This is a genomic window from Paenibacillus sp. FSL H8-0280 (genome assembly GCF_045040665.1).
Taxonomy (GTDB): domain Bacteria; phylum Bacillota; class Bacilli; order Paenibacillales; family Paenibacillaceae; genus Paenibacillus; species Paenibacillus xylanexedens_A.
Genome location: NZ_CP150296.1, coordinates 1,277,619 through 1,299,586 on the forward strand (window position 1 = coordinate 1,277,619; position 21,968 = coordinate 1,299,586).

At 49.3% G+C, this 21,968-nt stretch carries 15 protein-coding genes; 7 read left to right on the forward strand and 8 right to left on the reverse strand.

Annotation, left to right across the window (positions count from 1 at the left end):
* Positions 1-65: 65 nt before the first annotated feature.
* Positions 66-1,121, reverse strand: a complete 1,056-nt coding sequence (locus MHI12_RS05655; RefSeq protein WP_405171814.1) for a Gfo/Idh/MocA family protein — start codon at positions 1,119-1,121, stop codon at positions 66-68.
* 130 nt (positions 1,122-1,251) lie between these two features.
* Complete coding sequence (locus MHI12_RS05660) at positions 1,252-2,139, reverse strand: sugar phosphate isomerase/epimerase family protein (protein WP_405171815.1); 888 nt, start codon at positions 2,137-2,139, stop codon at positions 1,252-1,254.
* A gap of 129 nt (positions 2,140-2,268) precedes the next feature.
* Here MHI12_RS05660 and MHI12_RS05665 point away from each other — a divergent pair, with 129 nt between their 5' ends.
* Complete coding sequence (locus MHI12_RS05665; protein WP_405171816.1) at positions 2,269-3,165, forward strand: AraC family transcriptional regulator; 897 nt, start codon at positions 2,269-2,271, stop codon at positions 3,163-3,165.
* A 340-nt stretch (positions 3,166-3,505) separates the two neighbouring features.
* On the opposite strand, the gene MHI12_RS05670 is transcribed toward MHI12_RS05665, so the two are convergent.
* Positions 3,506-4,189, reverse strand: coding sequence for a serine/threonine protein kinase (locus MHI12_RS05670; RefSeq protein ID WP_405171817.1), 684 nt, complete (start codon positions 4,187-4,189; stop codon positions 3,506-3,508).
* A 558-nt stretch (positions 4,190-4,747) separates the two neighbouring features.
* Between MHI12_RS05670 and MHI12_RS05675 the strand changes: the two genes are divergently transcribed.
* Entirely contained in the window at positions 4,748-5,665 is a 918-nt protein-coding gene (locus MHI12_RS05675; protein ID WP_405171818.1) for a PD-(D/E)XK nuclease family protein, read from the forward strand.
* 168 nt (positions 5,666-5,833) lie between these two features.
* Here the strand turns inward: MHI12_RS05675 and ald are convergent, their stop codons facing one another.
* Positions 5,834-6,967 carry an alanine dehydrogenase gene (gene ald / locus MHI12_RS05680; RefSeq protein ID WP_405171819.1) on the reverse strand — a complete coding sequence of 378 codons (1,134 nt, stop codon included), beginning with the start codon at positions 6,965-6,967 and terminating at the stop codon, positions 5,834-5,836.
* A gap of 189 nt (positions 6,968-7,156) precedes the next feature.
* Here ald and MHI12_RS05685 point away from each other — a divergent pair, with 189 nt between their 5' ends.
* Positions 7,157-8,827: a PucR family transcriptional regulator gene (locus MHI12_RS05685; RefSeq protein WP_405171820.1), complete on the forward strand. Its 1,671-nt coding sequence runs from the start codon at positions 7,157-7,159 to the stop codon at positions 8,825-8,827.
* 59 nt (positions 8,828-8,886) lie between these two features.
* On the opposite strand, the gene MHI12_RS05690 is transcribed toward MHI12_RS05685, so the two are convergent.
* On the reverse strand, positions 8,887-9,177 hold the full coding sequence (locus tag MHI12_RS05690) for a hypothetical protein (RefSeq protein WP_124117151.1): 291 nt from the start codon (positions 9,175-9,177) through the stop codon (positions 8,887-8,889).
* A gap of 319 nt (positions 9,178-9,496) precedes the next feature.
* On the opposite strand from MHI12_RS05690, the gene MHI12_RS05695 reads away from it, so the two are divergent.
* Entirely contained in the window at positions 9,497-11,566 is a 2,070-nt protein-coding gene (locus tag MHI12_RS05695; protein WP_405171821.1) for a hypothetical protein, read from the forward strand.
* A gap of 46 nt (positions 11,567-11,612) precedes the next feature.
* On the opposite strand, the gene MHI12_RS05700 is transcribed toward MHI12_RS05695, so the two are convergent.
* Positions 11,613-13,328: a sigma-54 interaction domain-containing protein gene (locus MHI12_RS05700; protein WP_405171822.1), complete on the reverse strand. Its 1,716-nt coding sequence runs from the start codon at positions 13,326-13,328 to the stop codon at positions 11,613-11,615.
* 452 nt (positions 13,329-13,780) lie between these two features.
* Between MHI12_RS05700 and MHI12_RS05705 the strand changes: the two genes are divergently transcribed.
* A complete protein-coding gene (locus tag MHI12_RS05705) occupies positions 13,781-16,045 on the forward strand; it encodes a beta strand repeat-containing protein (protein ID WP_405171823.1) in 2,265 nt (754 codons plus the stop codon).
* Between the two features lie 225 nt (positions 16,046-16,270).
* On the opposite strand, the gene MHI12_RS05710 is transcribed toward MHI12_RS05705, so the two are convergent.
* A complete protein-coding gene (locus MHI12_RS05710; RefSeq protein WP_405171824.1) occupies positions 16,271-17,194 on the reverse strand; it encodes a proline dehydrogenase family protein in 924 nt (307 codons plus the stop codon).
* A 250-nt stretch (positions 17,195-17,444) separates the two neighbouring features.
* Between MHI12_RS05710 and pruA the strand changes: the two genes are divergently transcribed.
* Both pruA and rpoN read left to right on the forward strand, forming a co-directional pair.
* On the forward strand, positions 17,445-18,992 hold the full coding sequence (gene pruA / locus MHI12_RS05715; protein WP_405171825.1) for an L-glutamate gamma-semialdehyde dehydrogenase: 1,548 nt from the start codon (positions 17,445-17,447) through the stop codon (positions 18,990-18,992).
* Between the two features lie 86 nt (positions 18,993-19,078).
* Positions 19,079-20,383, forward strand: coding sequence for an RNA polymerase factor sigma-54 (rpoN, locus tag MHI12_RS05720; RefSeq protein WP_405171826.1), 1,305 nt, complete (start codon positions 19,079-19,081; stop codon positions 20,381-20,383).
* A 120-nt stretch (positions 20,384-20,503) separates the two neighbouring features.
* Here rpoN and MHI12_RS05725 read toward each other — a convergent pair whose 3' ends face one another.
* Positions 20,504-21,937, reverse strand: a complete 1,434-nt coding sequence (locus tag MHI12_RS05725; RefSeq protein WP_017690253.1) for an aspartate ammonia-lyase — start codon at positions 21,935-21,937, stop codon at positions 20,504-20,506.
* Positions 21,938-21,968: the final 31 nt, after the last annotated feature.

The following is a 21,968-nucleotide window of genomic DNA, read 5'->3' on the forward strand; positions in this document are numbered from 1 at the left end:
AAAGCCCAAACTGCTGAACAATGCAGTTGGGCTTTCTTGTTTCATTGAATTACACAGGCGCTGCGTTATGTGTTTTTCAGTAGATCGGCGATGAACACTTTCTGGCCTGTGCGTGCGCTTTCCAAGGATGCGAGGACCATGGCCATGCTGAACTGGTTATCGCTGCAATCGGTCTCAGGTAATCGTCCGGATTCCAGTGCGGCGAACATGTCTTCGAGACAGCCGTGATGACCTGTTTTGTCCATGACAGGCAGTTCCGCTTCAATTCGCTCACTTGACTGGAAAAAGGATGGTTTGCCGTCAGTATCCAGGCTTTGCGCAGTAAGCACCTCAGCATAGATGTCATCATGACCATCCCAGATGGCGGTTCCCTTTTCACCGATTACACGCCAGCTTGCTTCCCATGATGTGGGTACACCTTCTGCGCACCAGGATCCGCGATAGTTGAATACGGACCCGTCAGACATCTCAAATATACATAACGCCATCGCATTGCCCTGATACCAGGAACCTGGAGGATTGAACTCATGGCAGTACACCGATACCGGGTTGGCTCCGAGAATATACCGTGCCTGATCAAACGTATGTATCGCCATATCGAGCAGTAGTGGACTATCCATCAGATCACGGAATCCGCCGAAGTGTGGCCCGAGGAAGAAGTCGGCTCCTGCGTAACCTACCTGCCCTATAGCCCCGCCGGAAATGAGGTGCTGGTAGGCGCGGATACGCGGATCGAAACGACGATTTTGCATCACGGCTTGAATGTGTCCTGTGCTGCGAGCGGTTTGCACAATGTCTGTGCATTCGGAGAAGGACTCTGCTAGTGGTTTCTCGCCAAATACATGACATCCTTCCTTCAGCGCTGTCATGGCAATGCTGTAATGACTCGCCGGAATCGTGACATCGAATACGATATTCGCGCCAGTCGCTTGAATGCCTTCATGGATATCGGTGAACGTAGGGCAGGTGAGGCCATGTCTTGTAGCAAAAGTAATGGCTGTCTGTTCATACAGATCGACCAGTCCGACGATTTCTGTATCCGGCCTTTGCAAGGCATAGTCCGCCCACGTGTTTGCCATAGCACCGCAGCCAGCGATAATTACCCGATAAGGATGAGTCATGTTCTCATCTCCTTCGTATGGATTGTGTTATACAGCTCGCATTGATTTCGGGAAATGAGGAATAGATAAATTAAGGATGTTATCCAACCTCAGGCCAGCAGTAAGTTAGGTTTAAGTTGAGGTTGGTTTTCTATACCGGATTGGGCACAAAATCGCCGCCGCGGCATTGTTTCAAATATCGCAATGCATGCACCTGTCCGGTCATTTCGAGTTCGTCTTTGTAGACGGGATCATGCCAGCCTTCAATATCAATCGTGCCCTGATAACCGTTCTGGCGCAGAATGGTGATGATGTCTGCCCAGTTGTTATCCCCGAAGCCCGGAGTGCGGTGCCATACGAATTCACGTGGGCCATGCACGCCGTATTCCTTAACAATATCCCAGGCAATCGTGGCATCTTTGCCATGTACGTGGAAGACTTTATGAGCCCATTTGCGCAGCTGTGGAATAGGATCGATCAGGCTGGACATTTGATGGCAAGGCTCCCATTCCAGGCCTACATTTTCATCCGGAACAGCGTCAAACATCATCTCCCAGGCCGTCGGGTTATGGGCAATGTTCCAGTCTCCCGTCTGCCAGGTTCCACCCATATCACAGTTTTCAAAAGCAATGCGTACACCCCGGTCTGCTGCCCGGCGTGCCAGTTCACCAAATACTTCCTTGAACCGGGGGATGGACTCATTAATGGGTTGATCGGTCAGACGTCCGGTGAATCCAGAGACGATATCTGCACCAAAGAGCTGTGCGTGATCGATTACTCGCTCCCAGCTTGCCCGTGTATCGGCGTTGTCTCCGGCTCCAGTTAGCGGGTTACCGAACACACTCACCGCTGAAATAACAATGCCCTGTTCGTCCACGATTTCACGGACACGTTTGGCTGTCTCAGCCAGATCCAGATCGCCTGTCGTTTGCCAAAAGGTCAGGTTAAATGATTCAAAGCCGTGTTGCATGATCTGCGGGATAACGCGGACGGCGTCCTGCCCGCCTACAAGGGTACCGATGCGTAATGATTTATTCATGGTTGTATTTCACTCCAATATTGGCTTATAGTACTTCGTGACACACTCATTATAGCCGTGGATTAAAGGGATGGCTCTAAACAATCTTGTGTAATAATAGTCGGATCTTGTGTAGAGGGGGAAGAAGTCGTGCTGGATCTGAAAGCGCTTCACGAAAATACCCGAATTGACCATAAATCACATCCATTTCAGCTGTTCCAAAATCGGTGTTCAGATATGAAAGCTGAAGAATGCATTCTGTATTTGCATTGGCATGAACATTTCGAACTGATTATCATGCGCAAGGGAAGTGCGCTGTTTCATATTGATAGCAAACCTTATGTGGTTGGAGCAGGTGAGGTCATCATCATTCCTGGAGGTACATTGCATGTTGGATATGCTCTGGATGAGGGGGATGTGCATTATGATTCCGTTGTGGTCAACCGTGCACTGTTCCATGATTTCACTCATGATCCTGTGCATGAGCAATATGTCGCGCCGTACTTGGAAGGAAGAGTGAGATTTCCGGTCAAACCGGCAGAGGAAAACACAACCTGCACAGGCTATTATTCTTTGCTGAATGAAGCTGTGGAGGAAATGGCGTTACAGCCCCCGGCTTATCAGCTCGTGGTGAAGTCCAAACTGCATGCCTTGTTCACCCTGCTTGCGCGAACCTTTATGCCGCAGCAGCTACCTGAGAAATCGGTCGGATCGTATTTTCCAAACCGCGAACGTTTCAAACAGTTAATTGCACAGATTGAAGCGGACCCCACAGGTAAGATGTCTGTTACGGAAGCGGCAAGTCATGTGGGATTAAATGCGTATCACTTCTGCAAAATGTTTAAAAAGCTGACCGGACGCACCTTTGTGGAATACGTAAACGGGTGCAGGATGAGTGAGGCAGAGCAACTGTTGCAAGGCAGTAGTCTGACCATTACGGAGATCGCCGCCAGAGTCGGCTGCGACAACGCCAACTATTTTACGAAGTTATACAAACAGTACAAGGGCATGACCCCCTCGCAGGGACGGGAGAGAAAAGAAGGTTGAGCACGACCAGTTTAGCAGTAGTCTCGAATAAAATGTCTATAAAGATGGTTGTAGCCATATGCAACTCGCAATCACAATTGTGAGCAGAAGCAGAAGCAGAAGCAGAAGCAGAAGCAGAAGCAGAAGCAGAAGCAGAAGCAGAAGCAGAAGCAGAAGCAGAAGCAGAAGCAGAAGCAGAAGCAGAAATAGAAGTAGAGCACACAGCAGTGATTATCGTAACCATAATCATGCGCATACGCACATATACAAAGAATAACCCGGATAAAGGCCAGCTCAAGGCGTTCATCCGGGTGGTTTTGATTTAATAATATCAAGACAATCATCTATGTGTACAACGTGCTTATTTCATAAATCTGGAGAACAGACGATTGGCTTTCTTGGCGAGGTCGTCCATTTTGACGTTGGCATGATCGAATTGATTGTATCCCCATTTGATCGTTTGCAGCATGCGTGGAGATATGGGCGTTCCTTTGATCCGTGGATAGATGTTGTGATAAGCCCAGACAAGATGCTCCCAGCGATTGTCATTGCCGTCCTGAATATACTCGGATACGTCAATCACTTTCCCACGTCCATCCTGAAGTATTACATTTTTCAGATGAATGTCGCGAGGGTTCAACCCGCGGCTGCGAACGGCTTCTCGCGCTGCGTCCACATCGAGCATGACCTGCTCGGGGACGGGGATTCCTTTTTCCAAACATTCCAGGAGTGTATCCCCGGGTTCAAAACTGATCACAAGCACATTCCGGCCGCTGCCGTAATAGGTAGGGAAGTATGACAGGCCTTTGAGCTGCTCGTATACCTGTTTTTCATTTTCGAGTTTGTCCAAGGCATGATCCGAGTACATCTTGAAGGCATACTGTGGCAAGCCGTCATACGTAAATACAGCCGCGTCTGTACCTGTGCCAATGCAATTTAATCCTTCTACATCGCCTATGATGTTTACGAGCTCATTCCGGTCGCTTCCGATGACTTGGATCTGTTGTAATGCTTCTTCCGCCTGGAACCAATCCGGTCGATTCATGGGTGGTGCCTCCTTTTAGGATATGCCTGTACAATTTTTTTTCATATAATCTTTTTCTAACGAACCGAGTAAGTCTTATTTCACGTAAATCGCCAGATCTGAAAATGTAACGAATCAGAGACACGCTATTGACTCATTTGCTTGCAATAAACACGTTCTACAACCGAAATACGACTAATTAGCTTGTCTGGGGTTCGTTAGATTCCGTAAAACCTCATGATCCATGTGATAAGGTGTGTGAGATTCGTTAGCGCCGGGCCCGCACTGGCCCCGCACTGGCCCCGCACTGGCCCCGCACTGGCCCCGCACTGGCTCCAGGCTAGACCTGTACTAGCATCCAGGTCCCGAATTCGTGCCCTCTATAGAGTATATTATGCGTTCTGCTCCGCAATTTCATCTTTTGGTGATGTTACTATATAAACGATACGGATCGAATCGGAAACGGTTGCGTCAGAAGAAAATAACGGAAGCGCGCTTGCGGCAATGTTGCCCGGGCTTTATACTGTGAGCATTAAGGGATCTCATGCAGATCCGGCATACAGAAAGGCAGAATATCTTATGGCACAATACCCGCAATGGTCTTATTCGCAGTCGCGGGCGAGTATGTTCGATGAGTGCCTGCGCAAATATTATTATCATTATTACGGTGCCCATAACGGCTGGAAGACAGACTCTGCTGATGAGATGCAGGTTCGTCTGTACCGTTTGAAACAGCTCAGCAATCTGTATCTTGTCTTCGGGGACCTAGCGCATCGCATGTGTGAGTCGGCGGTACGCAGCAGGGAAGAGGGCAAAGATAAACCGCGTGAACACTTCCTGGAACAGACCATACGCAAGCTGCTGAATCAGGCGTATGTGGAATCGATGGACGCGGATCAGTGGCGGCTGAACCCCAAGAATCGCACGATGTTGTCCGAGATCTATTACGGGGATGATACGTTGAATGACCGGATCGCCACGATTAAGGAACGGGCTTCGGCCTGTGTCGGTAACCTGTACCAGACGCTTACGTGGGAGGACTTGTCCCGAGCAAGTACGGACATTCTGGAGATCGAGAAATGGGACACCATGATGCTGCACGATACACGCGTGTATGTGAAGATGGATTTATTGTATCGGCGCAGTAACGGCAATATTGTCATTGTGGACTGGAAGACGGGCAAGGAAGATGACTTTTCGGATCAGCTAATGCTGTACGCATCCTATGTGAGAGAACACTACCGGGTTCCCCTGGAGCAGATTGAGCTGCGAGTGGAGTACTTGTTAACCGGGAAACACCGAGAATTTTCAGCCACAGAAGAGGATATCCGGAAGGTGGAGGAGAACGTGGGTCGTTACATTGAGGAGATGCGATCCTGTGTGGAGGATGAGTATTATAACCGTCCCAAGGACGTCACCTACTTCACAGCGATGCCTTCCCACCGGTCCTGCCGGGATTGCAACTTCCGCGAAGTTTGCAGTGAGCGAGCAGTCTGAAGCACCAAAACCAGAGGAACCAAAAGGCCTTATACTAACTAAACGAGCTATCCTATATGTGAAAAAAAACAAGAAGCGCAAGCCGGGAACAACATCTGCCCGACTTGCGCTTCTATTGCGTTCCACTGGCCTGGCGAAAAGGCGCCGGGTGGAACGATCGTATCAAGATTACTGGACAGCGGCGGTATTCTCCAGCGCCTGACCCGCAGGAACATAGGCATGCCCGAGATCCCGGGCAACCGCCTCATACGTGATGTGTCCATTCAGCACGTTGACCGCGCTGCGAATGGACGAACTGCCGCGAATCGCGGCGGCTGCACCGTGGTTGGCCAGCTGCAGCGCATAAGGCATGGTGGCGTTGGTCAGCGCCACCGTGGACGTACGCGGAACGGCGCCGGGCATGTTCGCCACCGCGTAATGCACGACGCCATGTTTCACATAGGTCGGTTCATCATGGGTTGTGATATGATCAATGGTCTCAACGATCCCGCCTTGATCAATCGCCACATCCACAATGACCGAACCCGGTGCCATCGTCTTAACCACTTGCTCGCTGACAAGCGTTGGCGCCTTGGCGCCCGGAATCAGCACCGCACAGATCAACAGATCTGCCGCTGCAACAGCTGTTGCAATGTTGGACGGGCTGGATACCAGCGTGTGGATCTGATTGCCAAAGATATCATCCAACTGGCGCAGACGATTCAGATTCAGGTCAAGGATGGTCACATCAGCGCCAAGACCAATAGCAATTTTGGCTGCATTTGTTCCCACCGTTCCACCACCAATAATGACCACTTTCCCCCGACTAACGCCCGGTACACCTGACAACAGAATGCCCTTGCCACCTTCCGTTTTCTCCAGTAGCTGTGCTCCGATTTGGGAGGCCATGCGGCCTGCAACTTCACTCATAGGGGTGAGCAGGGGGAGAGCACTGTTGACCTCCAACGTTTCATATGCAATAGCCGTTACCCGACTTTTAATAAGGGCTTTGGCAAGCTCTGGTTCCGCTGCGAGGTGCAGGTAGGTGAACAGAATCAGTCCCGGACGAAAATATCCATATTCACTGGCAAGCGGTTCTTTCACCTTGATGATCATATCGGCTTCGGTCCACACGGACTTGGCATCAATCCGAATCTCGGCGCCCGCAGTTTGATATTCATGATCCGTGAATCCACTGCCGATCCCCGCGCCTTGTTCAATCAGTACCTGGTGACCGGCTCTGATGAAATCAGCAGCCCCGGCCGGAGTCATTGCTACACGATTCTCATTATTCTTGATTTCTTTGGGAATTCCGATTCTCATCACCATGCACCTCGTCCATTTATTGGTTGTTAGCTTATACTACAAGTTTATGACTTGGATAATCGTTTTGCACCTTACTTGATGTCTAATCTTTAGGAATTGAACTCAACATATTGTCGAAAAAGACTGTTCAGGACATTTGTCCATGGATTATAATGTAAGAAAAAATAACACGAAGAGGGATCGCCATTGCAAAATGACCGTGTGTTTACGATCAAAGATATCCTTGCACGTCCGGTATTTGGCCGAGCACGACTAGCGGCAGGGAAGGATGGAGTGAACCGTCAGGTTGGCTGGGTTCATGTATTGGAGATTACAAATGTATCTCCATTCGTAAGCCCCCATGATCTTATTTTATCCACTGGACTGTGGCTTCAATCGGAAGAAGGGCGCGAAGAGTATCTGCTTCAGCTCATTGGCAGTGAGGCAGCGGGGCTATGTGTGGAGTTTGGTACCAGCATATACGGAATCCCGGAAGAACTGATTGAACTGGCGGACAGACACCAGTTTCCGCTGATCGTATTTGAGCAACCGGTCCGTTTTGTCGAGATTACACAGGATATTCACTCTCTGCTCATTAATCATCAACATCAACTGCTGAAAAGTCTCGAAGCATACTCCCGTCAGCTTCAGCAACGAACATTACAGAGTACGGATATGTCTGCTGTGCTGAACCTGCTACATGAGTACGCCGCCAAACCGGTGGTGTACATTTCGTCCATGGAGCCGGGCAGTTTTGTGCCCGAACTTGTTCCGGAGATGGAACAGGCCATCTATACCTGGTATGAGCAGGAGGTAGAACATCTGGATTTGAATGATTCAGATACCGAATTATGGTTCCACATGGACGAAGAGAAGGCTCTGCTGTGTCATCCGGTCGTCTGTTTTGGCCAGGTATTTTCGGCTGTAGGCATGATTGTGCATCCAGCAGCTCCAGTGGAATATCTCAAGCTGTTGCTCGATTATACGGCAAAGGCGGCGGCAGCGCTCACACTTCGTTCCCAGTTTCTTGAAGAGAAGATGGTCCGCAATCAGAATGAACTGATCCAGGATCTGATGAATGGCAACATCCATCAGGAGGAACAGGCTCAGACTCGAATGGGGCTTCGTTTGCTGGTGAAGGGACAGTACTGGTTTGCAGGAGGGGTCATCGAGATTGAGCATCGATTGAAGGGTACAGGCCGGGAGCGAATGGAAGCGAATAATCAGGATGTTCTTGTCCTGCTGCGTTCCCTGCTCAAGAAGAACAATCTGCCTAGCCTGATTATGCTGAAGAACAACCAGGTATATCTGTGCTGTGCGAAGGAAGTGGTATCGGCTACTGCACGTCATCAACTGCTGCGATTGCTGGAAGGGATTGCCCAGGACGTGAAGCGGTTTGCCAATCGTAATTTGAAACAGGTTATGATTCATGTGGGATTTGGCAAGTTACGCAGCCGTTTGACCAGCCTGCCGGAGAGCCTTCAGGAGGCCTATCAGGTGATCGAAGTTTCGAGATCAGTAGATTCGATGGAACATGTTCACTTTTACGAACGTATGGGTATATATCAAATGTTAAAGGCGTTACCCCAATCCTTCCTGCAACCCTTTGTCCAGGATCACCTGGGTATGTTGATTGAACATGACCAAACGCATCACCTGCGATTGGTAGAGACGTTAGATGCTTACCTGCAGAACTTTGGTTCCAAACGGGATGCGGCCGCCCAGTTATTTATTCATCGGCAAACGTTGTACAACAGACTGGAGAAGCTGGAAGAACTGATGGGTCCAGGTTACATGGATCAAGGGAGAAGAATCTGTCTGGAGATGGCGCTACTGGCGCACGCGATGATTGAGAATGGACAGTGGCAATCCTCTTGATGAGGTGAAAGGGATGCAAGACAGACTGTGCATCGATCTTACACTACCTTGAGCACAGTCTAGCAGTTTTTACTAATCCGCCGGGTATGTCGTAATGAAGCAGGCAGGCGTTGCAGAGTGGAAGTGGAGCGTCGGCCACGATAAAGCTTCGTTTGACCGGAGGAAGGTGCCAGTGATAATGAAGAGGGAGCAGCCAGCCGATACGGGGGTGACGACCTGTCGGGACGTCCTTCCTGTTCTGCTTCATTGTCCTCCATTGAAATGCCACTTTGGTGCAGCCATTCATTAAGTCGTTTGGGATTGATTCCAAGTTGTCCGCTCAGATTACAGATATCGAGGTTTATTCTCACACAAATCCGCCTTTCCTGGAATATCGGGCTGGTAGTAGGGTATGAAAGGGAAGCATGAATTCGAGATCAGTAAATGCTCATGTAACATGTTGATTGCAGTTTGATCGGCGGAATGATCCATTATGATAAGAAATAATGCGGAGGCGTTTATGTATACCTTGTTATACGTTTCCATGTCCGCTGTTTTGAATATTTCCATTAAATTGGCTTTTAACAAGATTCTATCACTTCACATGCAATTGCGCGTCTCAATATAGTCTCAATTTTGTGAGAAAATAAAGTATATTAAAAGTACCAGTATCTAGTACGGAGGACATATATGGGAAACAGTAGTGAGGCTCAATGCGACAAATATGTTGAGGATGGCAAACGTTTCATTGGTCGAACCAAGGAACTGACGACACTGGAGCGGTGGTTCAATCATCCGGAAGCCCCATTAACCATATTTTCAATTACGGGCATGGGAGGCATTGGTAAATCTTCGTTGCTTTCAGAGATGTTATCTGTCTCTCGGGATCGAGGTGCGACGGCAATCTGGATGGACGGCCGATCATGCGGCGCAACACCTTCCGTTTTTATGGATTATTTATCCTCGACGTTGGGGCTGGAAACAATGGATAGTGAAGGATACCCGCGACCATTGAGTCTGCTGAGAGACACATCGATCGAGAAGAGATTGGTTCTGGCCGTGGATAATTATGAAGAGCTTGCTCTGTTAGAAAGCTGGTTCATGGAAGCCTTCGTATCTAAACTTCCGTTAAGAGGGATACTTGTCATTCTTGCATCACGCCCGGAACTGGCGTCCACCTGGCGGACACATCCCCGATTACATCAGAGGTTTATACAGATGCGGCTTCAACATTTCACAATTGATGAGATTACGGAATACATCACGGTGGCAGGCTTTCTGAATCAGGGGATGGCAGGTACCATTACGAGAATGACCGATGGGCATCCGCTGGGGCTGGCCCTTGCTGTAGAAGCTGCGGATCAGAGGAGGAATCTTCCGCAGTCCGAATGGGCTGAACTGTCGCATATGATCAGTGCTCGATTATTATTGGAACTTACGACACCCCGTCTGCATCCTGTGGTGGAGGTACTAACACTGCTTGAGACAGCCAATCAGGAATTATTATCATCAGTACTGGATATGACCGTGACAAAAGAAGAGTACCACATGCTGAGACAGATGTCGTTTATCCGTTCCGGCCCGGATGGTCTTGCCCTGCATGATATGGCCAGAGTACATCTACTACGAGATTTTCGCCAAAGGGAGCCACATCGGTTGCAGGCGATGCGTATCAAAATCGCGAAGTTACTGAAACCGCTGCATGAACAGGCGGGGCCACATGAGCGCCGCCAGATCGCCCGAAAGATGCTGTTGCTCTGTCAGGAATCCATGCTTCAATACCGCAAGTACGCGGATGTGTCCCGTGATTCCTTGTTCTCACCTCTAGAAACAATGAGAAGCGAGGATCTACCCGTTCTGCACAGCCTGTTACAGCAATGGTGCGAGTACAGTGTGGAACCATGGCAAACCGTACCCTATGGCCCTTTCCTGGATGAACTGGCGCACCGTTATCCCGAAGGGATCGTATTAATGCGTGATAAGCTCGGGGAGACAATTGCCATGTTCATTACCATCCTTGTACATAAGGATAGTAGTGAGTTGTTGCTAAAATATTTTCCAAATGAGATGTATGAATGCTTCACACCACAGGAACTTGAAAATGACCCGGATCAGAGTGATACTCACTTTGCTTTGTTGGCTGCGGCAAGAGATGACGTGCCTGGTTATACACGAGAAGAACTGGTGGGATACATGGCACTGGATCGACTGTCTCTGCTTGGTGATGGTGCGCGAGCGATACTCGTTGCAACGAATCCTCACCTGAAACTATTTTTGCAGAGCATTGGATTTCAGATGCGAAGAACCCGCACCCGCGTCTGTGACAGATTCGAAGACCGGGCGGACATACTTGATTTGGATTTGCGTAGCGGGCAATTCGGAGAGTGGGTCATGTCTCTACTTGATCCGGAATCAACAGAGGAACGTATACAGCCGGAAACAACGGAAGTGAATGGTGTAATCTGGACTGAACAGGATGTTCGCAAGATGTTGGGGGATCTTCGTTCCCCGGGAGAATTGCATGAATATGCTGGCAGGGTTAGAGGAGTAAAGGATGGAATCCAGTTACAGCTGTATGTCATGGATCTGCTGGAAGGCAGAGTACATGGCCTATCTCCACAGGATCAGATGCTGTTATACGCGGCCTACTGGACGCATGCTGGCAATCCAACTGCCGCAGCCCAGACGTGTTCCATGAGTCGGGCGACATTTTATCGCCATCTCAGAACAGCGCTGACTCGCTTGGCGCGGATTTTGTAGGGTTAGTTTCATTCATATACCGATAATAACGACAAGAAGAGGCTGGTCATAGACCAAGCCTCTTCATGCGATTATAGAGCGTTGCCCTGGAGATGCCAAGTTGCTTGGCGAGTGTTCGTTTGTTACCACCTGTTGCTTTCAGATATTGAATTAGAAGTTGCGCCTCATAGGTGTCCAATTTTTGCTGGTAGGTAACACCGGAGACAAGTTCGGAATCATCCGAGGGATCTAGTTCGTCCACCTTTGCAACCGTTCGAGGTTCTTGTTCTGCTCCTGCTCCCGCCGAATCCTGACGTTGCTGATATTCGTTGCTCTCATGTGAATGGATTCCGGATGTGAGTTGAATTTCGGACTGTTCTTGCATGGTGAGGGAAGTGAGGGTATCGGGCAGATATTCCTGCTTCACCTCACCATCTGTCGTCAGAATGGTCAGGCGTTCGATCACATTTCGTAATTCACGCACATTGCCTGGCCAATCATATTGGAACAGCAACTTGAACACTTCAGGTGGAACCAACTCAATATGACGGTTATAGAGCAATGAGAATTCTTGAAGGAACGTCTGGGTTAATTCATATATATCTTCCTTGCGCATACGCAGAGGAGGGATGACAAGGTTAATGACATTCAGCCGATAGTAGAGATCTTCTCGGAATTGATTACGGGCAATCATACTCATTAGATTCTGGTTGGTTGCTGCGATAATCCGGCAGTTGGCCTGTTTCATACGCGTTCCCCCCACAGGAAAGTAACTCTTCTCCTGCAACACCCGAAGCAGTTTCACTTGCAATTCCAATGGCATCTCACCGATCTCATCCAGAAAAAGAGTACCCCCTTCGGCAAGCTCGATCTTGCCCTTTTTGCCTTTGGGATCCGCTCCGGAGAAGGCACCTTTTTCGTAGCCGAATAACTCACTTTCAAACAAGGAAGCAGGGATTGCCCCGCAGTTAATAGCGATGAACGGTGCAGTCTGCAATTCACGGAGATCATGAATGGCTTTGGCGAATAACTCCTTGCCTGTGCCGCTCTCCCCTAGAATAAGTACGGTTGCTGAGGTGGTACTGATCTTGCGAATGGTCTCCATGCACTGCTTGATGACCGGGCTGCTGCCCTTGATTCTGGCAAATGGATCTAATTCGGGACGTAGCCGAGCAACGGCTTTCTCCAGGTGCTGGACTTTGGAGGTCATATGTAATAGTTCCTGATGTAATCGGATTTCGGTTGTTATATCCACTTCGGCAGCAACTGCACCCACAATATGTCCATCCAGTTGGACAGGACGAGCATTAATCAGGGCGAAGAGGTCGGGCCGTGGCTGATGCTGTTTGCGATAGACCGTTTCGCCGGTATACAACGTCTTGAGAGACTGTAGCCGATCTGGAGGGAAAAAGTCCGCTGCGGGTTGTCCAATTATGTCTTTTTTGCTGATCGAAAAAACATGCTCCGCGCCAGTTGTCCAGTAGGCCACCTTGGCATCTTCATTAATTAATGTCAGAGCTGAACCGGCTGTCTCCAGTGTGGTCTCAAAATAAGCTTCTATTAGGCGATGCGCATGCATCATGGCATGCAAAACATCGGATACGGCGATATATCCCAATAGAGGGCCATCATCCTGAATGAATAAATAAGAAGATGTGTTGAATAAGCAGAAGGCATCTACCAACGATGTTGATGACGGAATGGTAAGTGTGGGGAGGTCTGTATCCAGAGTATCCATATCCGTACGCAATAAAGACATTAATTCTGGAAGTAAATGTTTCATCGATATCACCTCAGTTAGGGCATAACTTTTGGAAACGACTTCTTTTACACGAGTTACTTATAAGTGATCTACATATGAAATGACTGGAGAATGATGGTTACCCATATTATAACTTTCCAAATGAGGTGTGTATATATTTTTTGACATGAAGCATACATGTTGACGGCACAGAAGAGATCAATATTGAATTCCCATTTCTTTTATTTCCTTTTACTATTATTTTAAGGAATTAATGCTAATTTGTATGGGCCCTTCAGTAATTTAAAGTGAGGGTTGAGTTATTATAAATGACATTCAGGTTATCTGATAGAACTGTTATTTCTCAATATGTTACACGGGCAGTTGAAGTGATTATTCGTATAGAACATGAATTGTCCACACCATTATGAAACTTCTGAATAATGCTATATGAAGGCCATCCGCATGAAGAAGAACCAAAGGAGGGTGATGAAATGGCCATTCTATCAACTGGGCCCATTGAGAATAAAATTTCAGGAATAACGGGGATTCGACCAACTCAATCCGTTACGGTCAAAATCGATAACCGGAATGCGACAGAAATGTTCACCGTGCTTCTTCGGGGCTATTACCTTAATGGAGTCAGAACATTATATGTAGAAGAACTGCTCAATGTATCACCTAATCAGGTCATAACCAAAGTTTATAATGGGAATTTTGATGCTTTTGAGTTTGTATTTTCAACTTCAGACACGGCTGCTCCAGAAGCACAAATATCCGTATGGGGCAAAGGTGCCGCAGGCGAATTAGTCGCGGCTCACCGATTGGTATCCCAAGAGTTATTGGGAGAAACGCTGAGCACAACGGGTGTAACTGGAGCCACAGGGGCCACGGGCGTTACAGGAGTAACAGGAGGCACCGGGGTCACTGGTAGTACGGGCGTTACGGGAGTAACAGGAAGGACTGGAGCTACTGGAGTGACAGGAGCCACAGGCATTACGGGAGCAACGGGAAGCACCGGGGCTACCGGAGTAACAGGAGCCACTGGCGTTACGGGAGCAACGGGAAGCACCGGAGCTACTGGAGTAACAGGAGCGACGGGCATTTCTGGAGCAACGGGAAGCACCGGGGCTACCGGAGTAACAGGAGCGACGGGCATTTCTGGAGCAACGGGAAGCACCGGAGCCACTGGAGTAACAGGAGCGACGGGCATTACGGGAGCAACGGGAAGTACCGGGGCTACCGGAGTAACAGGAGCGACGGGCATTTCTGGAGCAACGGGAAGCACCGGAGCCACTGGAGTAACAGGAGCAACGGGAAGTACCGGGGCTACCGGAGTAACAGGAGCGACGGGCATTACGGGAGCAACGGGAAGCACTGGGGCCACCGGAGTAACAGGCGCCACGGGCATTACGGGAGCAACGGGAAGCACCGGGGCTACCGGAGTAACAGGAGCCACTGGCGTTACGGGAGCAACGGGAAGCACCGGAGCTACTGGAGTAACAGGAGCCACTGGAGTAACAGGAGCGACGGGCATTACGGGAGCAACGGGAAGCACCGGGGCTACCGGAGTAACAGGCGCCACGGGTATTACGGGAGTAACGGGAAGCACCGGGGCTACCGGAGTAACAGGCGCCACGGGCATTACGGGAGCAACGGGAAGCACCGGGGCTACCGGAGTGACAGGCGCCACGGGCATTACGGGAGCAACGGGAAGCACCGGGGCTACCGGAGTGACAGGCGCCACGGGCATTACGGGAGCAACGGGAAGCACCGGGGCTACCGGAGTGACAGGCGCCACGGGCATTACGGGAGCAACGGGAAGCACCGGGGCTACCGGAGTGACAGGCGCCACGGGCATTACGGGAGCAACGGGAAGCACCGGGGCTACCGGAGTGACAGGCGCCACGGGCATTACGGGAGCAACGGGAAGCACCGGAGCCACTGGAGTAACAGGAGCGACGGGCATTACGGGAGCAACGGGAAGCACCGGGGCTACCGGAGTGACAGGCGCCACGGGCATTACGGGAGCAACGGGAAGCACCGGGGCTACCGGAGTAACAGGAGCCACTGGCGTTACGGGAGCAACGGGAAGCACCGGAGCTACTGGAGTAACAGGAGCCACTGGCGTTACGGGAGCAACGGGAAGCACCGGAGCTACTGGAGTAACAGGAGCCACTGGCGTTACGGGAGCAACGGGAAGCACCGGAGCTACTGGAGTAACAGGTGTCACCGGGGTTACGGGAGCAACGGGAAGTACCGGAGCTACTGGAGTAACAGGAGCCACGGGAAGCACCGGGGCCACCGGAACGACAGGTGTAACTGGAGCAACCGGTACAGCAGGGCAAGGGTTGTCCTCGTACGCCTATATTTTTAATACTTCAGCTCAAACTGTAGCTATTGAAGCGGATGTAATCTTCGACAGTAACCAAAATCTTACCAATATTGCTCACACGCCCAATACCGCTGCGATTATTATTGGAAATGCCGGGGACTATGCGGTGTTTTTTAACGTTGCAGGTGTGCAGGCAAACCAATTCACCCTTTATCAAAACGGAGCCCCTGTAGGTGGCAGTGTCTATGGTTCAGGAGCTGGCACTCAACCGAATCCAGGCATGGTCATTATTACGGCTGCTCCCGGTGATGTGCTGACATTACGGAATCATTCCAGCGCATCAGCTGTTGGTCTGCAAACACTAGCAGGTGGAACACAGACCAATGCTAATGCTTCTATTCTTATTCAACAGTTAAGCAGTTAAACTTTCGAGCTTATAATTTTGATTAATAAATGGATGTGTCCAAAAAAATAGACATTTAAAATTGGGGATGCTAATTTTTTAGACATTAAGAGAAGAACCGGAGAAAAGGAAAGTTGGATGCTCTGGTAAAGTGTTCGTACAGAAAAAACCATGTGCCCATAAAGAAAGAGGCAACATGGTTTTCTTTTGTCTTTTTTCATATATATTGATCCAGCTGGCGAATAATTATCGGAACATATTCTTAACGACCATCCAGAGATTAGCCGGTTTTTCGGCCAAACGGCGGGTATAGTACGGATACCACATGGTGCCATAAGGTACGTAACAGCGAATGCGATAGCCTTCTTTGGCGAGACGTTCCTGTTCGCTCATACGCAGACCATATAACATCTGAAATTCAAAGGCATCCGGCGAGATTCCCCGATCCTTGGCGTATTGTTTCGTCCAGTTAATGATGTGATCATCATGCGAGGCAACCGCAGTGTATACACCCTGATCGAGGTGATTACGAATCATCGTTTTGAATTGATGAATGACTTCAGAAGTATTCTGATAGGCGACTGATCCGGGTTCTTTGTAAGCACCTTTAACCAGCCGAAGCCGAATGCCTTCCCGAATCATATCACGTGTATCTTCTTCGGTGCGATGCAGGTAGGCTTGCAATACTGTGCCTGTATTATGCAGTCCTTCCAAGTGCAGTCTTCGGACAATATCCAGCGTCGCTTGAGTAAATGGACTATCCTCCATATCAATTCGAACAAATAGATCATGTAATTTGGCTTGTGCGGCAACAGTACGGATATTTTGGTAACCCTCTTCCGGGTCAAGTGCGAGGCCCATTTGTGTCGGTTTCAGCGAGACGTTGGAGTCTGCCCCTTCACGTGCAATGCCTTCTACCAGGCGTACATACTCATCCCTGTACAATGCCGCTTCGCTCAGTCGGGTGATGCCTTCGCCAAGATGATCGAGCGTAGCCATAATGCCTTTATTATTGAGTATGTGGATCTCTTTGAGAGCTTCTTCCAAGGTGTTTCCTGCAATAAACTTGCCTGCCAGCTTCTTACCATATCTAATGGACAGGTTCTCTACAGCTTTGTTGCCTGCCACGGTTAATAAGGTTTTACGATATATTTCCGTTCCCACACTCATTTTTGTTTCCTCCTTCAGCATTGTGCATCATTCGATCCCACTCGGTTAAATCATGCTTTTTATCCCTAATTAGAAGCAAGAAGCGTGCCAGAACCAGCAAGATTCAATGTTTTTTATTTTTCAGCGAAAAATATTTCAATCTCAACCGGAGTTGGCATGGATTTTGCTACATATATTTGGTGATGAGTAACATGCAAAACAATTCAGGCGAGCAGCCAGCGAATCCCACATCCTGAAGGAGGAATCATTGATGAATATCCCTTTTGTTAACGAACCATTCACACCTTTTGCAGTCCAGGCGAACCAGGAAGCATTTGAAGACGCACTTCGTCAGGTAGAAGCTGAACTTGGGCAGGAATATCCGATTATTATTGGTGGGCAAAAAATAACAAGTAGCCGCACGTTGACTTCCGTGAACCCCGCAGCCAAGAATCAAGTTGTCGGAACGATCCATCAGGCAGATCGAGAATTGGCCGAAAAGGCCATTCAGACAGCGGCGGAGACATTCCACACATGGAAACATACTGACGCGAATGAACGGGCTCGTTATCTATACAAAGCAGCTGCCATTATGCGCCGTCGCAAGCATGAATTCTCCGCATGGATGGTCTATGAAGCCGGCAAGACTTGGCCTGAAGCGGATGCGGATACCGCGGAAGCCATTGATTTTATGGAATTTTATGCACGGGATATGCAGCGACTGAGTGAACCGCAGCCCCTCGTGCGGATTGCAGGAGAAGATAATGAACTGAGTTATATTCCGCTGGGCGTGGGTGTTGTCATTCCACCTTGGAACTTCCCGCTGGCGATTATGGCAGGTATGACCTCTGCTGCACTGGTCTCCGGCAACACGGTGGTGTTAAAGCCCGCCAGCACAACTCCGGTGATTGCCGCGAAGTTTATGGAGCTGCTCGCAGAAGTTGGCCTGCCGGATGGCGTCGTGAACTTTTTACCAGGACCAGGCAGTGAAGTGGGTGATTATCTCGTGGATCATGCGCTCACCCGGTTTATCAGTTTCACCGGTTCCAGAGATGTAGGACTGCGAATTAATGAACGTGCAGCACGAACAGCTCCAGGTCAGAAGTGGATCAAACGGGTCATTGCAGAGATGGGCGGCAAGGATTCCATCGTAGTAGACAGTGACAGTGATCTGGAACTCGCGGCAGAGTCCATTACCGCTTCGGCATTTGGTTTCTCAGGACAGAAATGTTCGGCGTGTTCCCGTGCCATTATTCATAAGGATGTATATGATGAAGTATTGCAAAAAGTGATTGAACGGACACAGAAACTGACGATGGGCAGTCCACTTGAAGTTGGCAGTCAGGTTGGGCCAGTTATCGATGACAAGGCATATGCAAAGATCACGGAATATATTGAAATCGGCAAGGGTGAGGGGCGTCTTGTGCACGGTGGCGGTACAGGGAACGTTGAAGGTTATTTCATTGAACCTACCATAATTGCCGATGTGGACCCGAAAGCCCGGATTGCTCAGGATGAGATTTTTGGACCTGTGCTTGCGTTCATCAAAGCAGAATCATTCCAGGATGCTTTGGATATCGCCAATAATACAGACTATGGTCTGACCGGCGCGGTGATCTCACGTAATCGTGAACATCTGGAACAGGCAAGACGCGAATACTTTGCGGGTAATCTGTATTTCAACCGGAAATGTACCGGAGCACTGGTAGGCACACATCCATTTGGTGGATTTAACATGTCAGGCACGGATTCCAAGGCAGGTGGAAGAGACTATCTGCTGTTGTTTACACAAGCGAAGCTGGTATCGGAGAAATACTAGACAGAAACCCATGATCCGACTAAAAACTTCTTACATTCACTTGAATAGTATGCTATTATCCCTGCAACGCATAAGGAGGGAAACGGATGTTAGGTGTTCAGTTGGTACAGGAACAACGTATTCGGCTGTCCATCACGCCGGAGATGAAACAATCCTTTCATTTGCTAACCATGTCTGGCCAGGATCTGACACGTTACTTGCTGGATGCAGCGGAGGAAAATCCAGTACTTGAACTGGAAGAACAAGCTGCGCCCCTCGCCCGGATTCCGCGGCGAATGGATCAGCGCAGGTATGATTCCTATGATCCGCTGCTTCAGGCTAAAGGCGCCGAACCTACTCTGGAACAATTGCTGATTGCGCAAATTCGAGTGATGACAATTCCAGACGAATTGGAAAATATGGCGGTATATTTGGCAGGGTGCGTTAATGATGATGGTTATCTGACGGTTGAACTGGCAGAGGTGCAAGCAACACTTGAGCTTCCGATGAGCAAGATTGCAGCGGGACTGGAGCTTCTCCAATCGCTGGATCCTGCTGGTGTAGGGGCGCGGAATCTGCAAGAATGTCTGTTGCTCCAGATTAGACGCGATCCATTGGCTGTTCAGTACGCTGAACGTATGGTGGAAGCCGGATTGGAAGCACTGGTTCCTTTTCACCCAGGTAGAACAGGGAGTCGATTAGGCATGACTTCGCAGGAAGCTCAGACTGCCTATGACTATATTACACGTCTCGATCCCAAGCCCTGTCGATCCATCGGATGTACAGAACGGCCACATTACATTATTCCGGATGCCATTGTTGGGTTGCGTAACGGTGAGGTCCATTATAGTCTGCATGCAGCAGGTAACCCTCGTGTATCGATGAATGAAGCGTGCTTCCGCTGGATCAGGGAAGAGGCTCCGGACACAATCTGGTCTACCCGCGTGGCAGAGGCGAGGGCTATCATTCGGAGTGTACACTTGCGGCGCAGGACTTTAGTGCGTGTGCTGGCGGCAGTGATGGAAGAGCAAAAGCACTTTTTGGTCAAAGGCCCATCCGCGCTAAAACCACTTAATCTGGCTGTTATTGCAGAGAAGATTGGCATACATGAATCAACGGTAAGTCGTGCGGTGAACGGTAAATACATTGACACCCCACATGGTGTATATGAACTCAGGGCTTTTTTTGCCTCGGGAATCCGTACAACGTCTGGAGATAAAACATCAGCATCAGCGGTGAAACGTAGATTAAAAGAAATCATTCGCATGGAACAGACTCAGCGTCCATACTCGGATAGTCATTTGGCTACACTGCTCGCCGAGGAGGGAATTGTCATCTCCCGTAGAACGGTTGCCAAGTACAGGGAGGAACTTCAGATTCTGCCTTCCCTTGAGCGTAAACGGTGGGCTTAATGGAATAGCTGGCGTCTTATCATCTCTGAATACAAGAACCCCCGCAAACCGGATGAACGGTCTGCGGGGGTTCTTGTTAATTATTTGTGTTTGGGTTGCTGCATCAGTTGTCCTGATTACCTACAAACGTTCCATATTACGCAGGAAGTGTTCTCCGGCAATCCCTGGTGTAGTCATCTGTTCCGGATGAAGAATCTCTTCCAGTTCTTCCGGTGTCAGCAATCCGCGTTCGAGAATAATCTCTTGCAAGGAAAGTCCAGTCTTGAGTGCTTCCTTCACGATGGAAGCTGCCACATTATAACCTAAGTGCGGGTTCAACGCCGTAACCACACTGAAACTTTGCTTCATGATTAATTCGCAGCGCTCACGGTTAGCTTCCATCTCTTCAACTGCATAACGCGTGAAAACATCGATGCCGTTATTCATAATTTTCAGCGATTGCAGCAAGTTGAACGCAATAACTGGGCCCATGACATTCAGCTCGAATTGACCGGCTTCACACGCCATACAGATCGTATGGTCGTTCCCCATCACCTGGAAGGATACCTGGTTAATGACTTCTGCCATAACAGGGTTGACTTTGCCCGGCATAATGGAGGAACCTGGCTGACGCGGTGGCAGGCGCAATTCATTGAATCCTGCACGTGGACCTGAAGCCATCATGCGAATATCATTACAGATTTTAGAAAGGCTAACCGCACATACCTTCAGCGCCGCTGAAAGTTCCAGATAGGCATCTGTGTTCTGCGTTGCATCCACGAGATCCTCAGCTGTTTGTAGTGGAAGTCCGGTAACATCAGACAGGTGCTCTGTAACCTTGACGATATATTCGGGTTTGGCATTGAGCCCTGTACCTACCGCAGTTGCACCCATGTTAATGGTAAGCAAGCGGCGATTGGCGAATTCAAGACGCTCAATATCCCGTCCGATTACACGGGCATAAGCTCCGAATTCTTGTCCAAGGCGAATAGGCACGGCATCCTGAAGATGGGTACGGCCAACCTTGACCACATCGTTGAATTCAACTTCTTTTTTACGGAACGCATCCTGTAGTCTTTTCATGGTAGCGAGTAACGTCTCCGACAGTCGGTACGCCGCAATGCGCAGTGCTGTAGGTACCACGTCATTGGTGGACTGGGACATGTTCACATGATTATTGGGATTGCAATGGAAGTAGTCTCCCTTGCTTTTGGTTAGCAGTTCCAGCCCGCGGTTGGCCAAAATTTCGTTCATATTCATATTCATGGAGGTGCCTGCACCGCCCTGAATGGAGTCTACAATAAAATGATCCAGATGATGGCCTTTCATCATTTCTTCAGCCGCCATGACGATCACATCGCCAATCTTGCTTGGCAGCATTTTCAACTCCATGTTGGTAATCGCTGCTGCCTTCTTCACCGCAGCCAGAGCCGTGATCAGCTCCCGGTGTACCGGAACGCCGGTAATCGGGAAGTTTTCCACGGCCCGTACCGTCTGAATTCCATAATAAGCATAAGCCGGGATTTCTTTTTCACCGATAAAATCTTTCTCCGTCCGTGTGGACATAGTAGACATCTCGTTCGCCTCCAGTGGCATCAATAAAAAT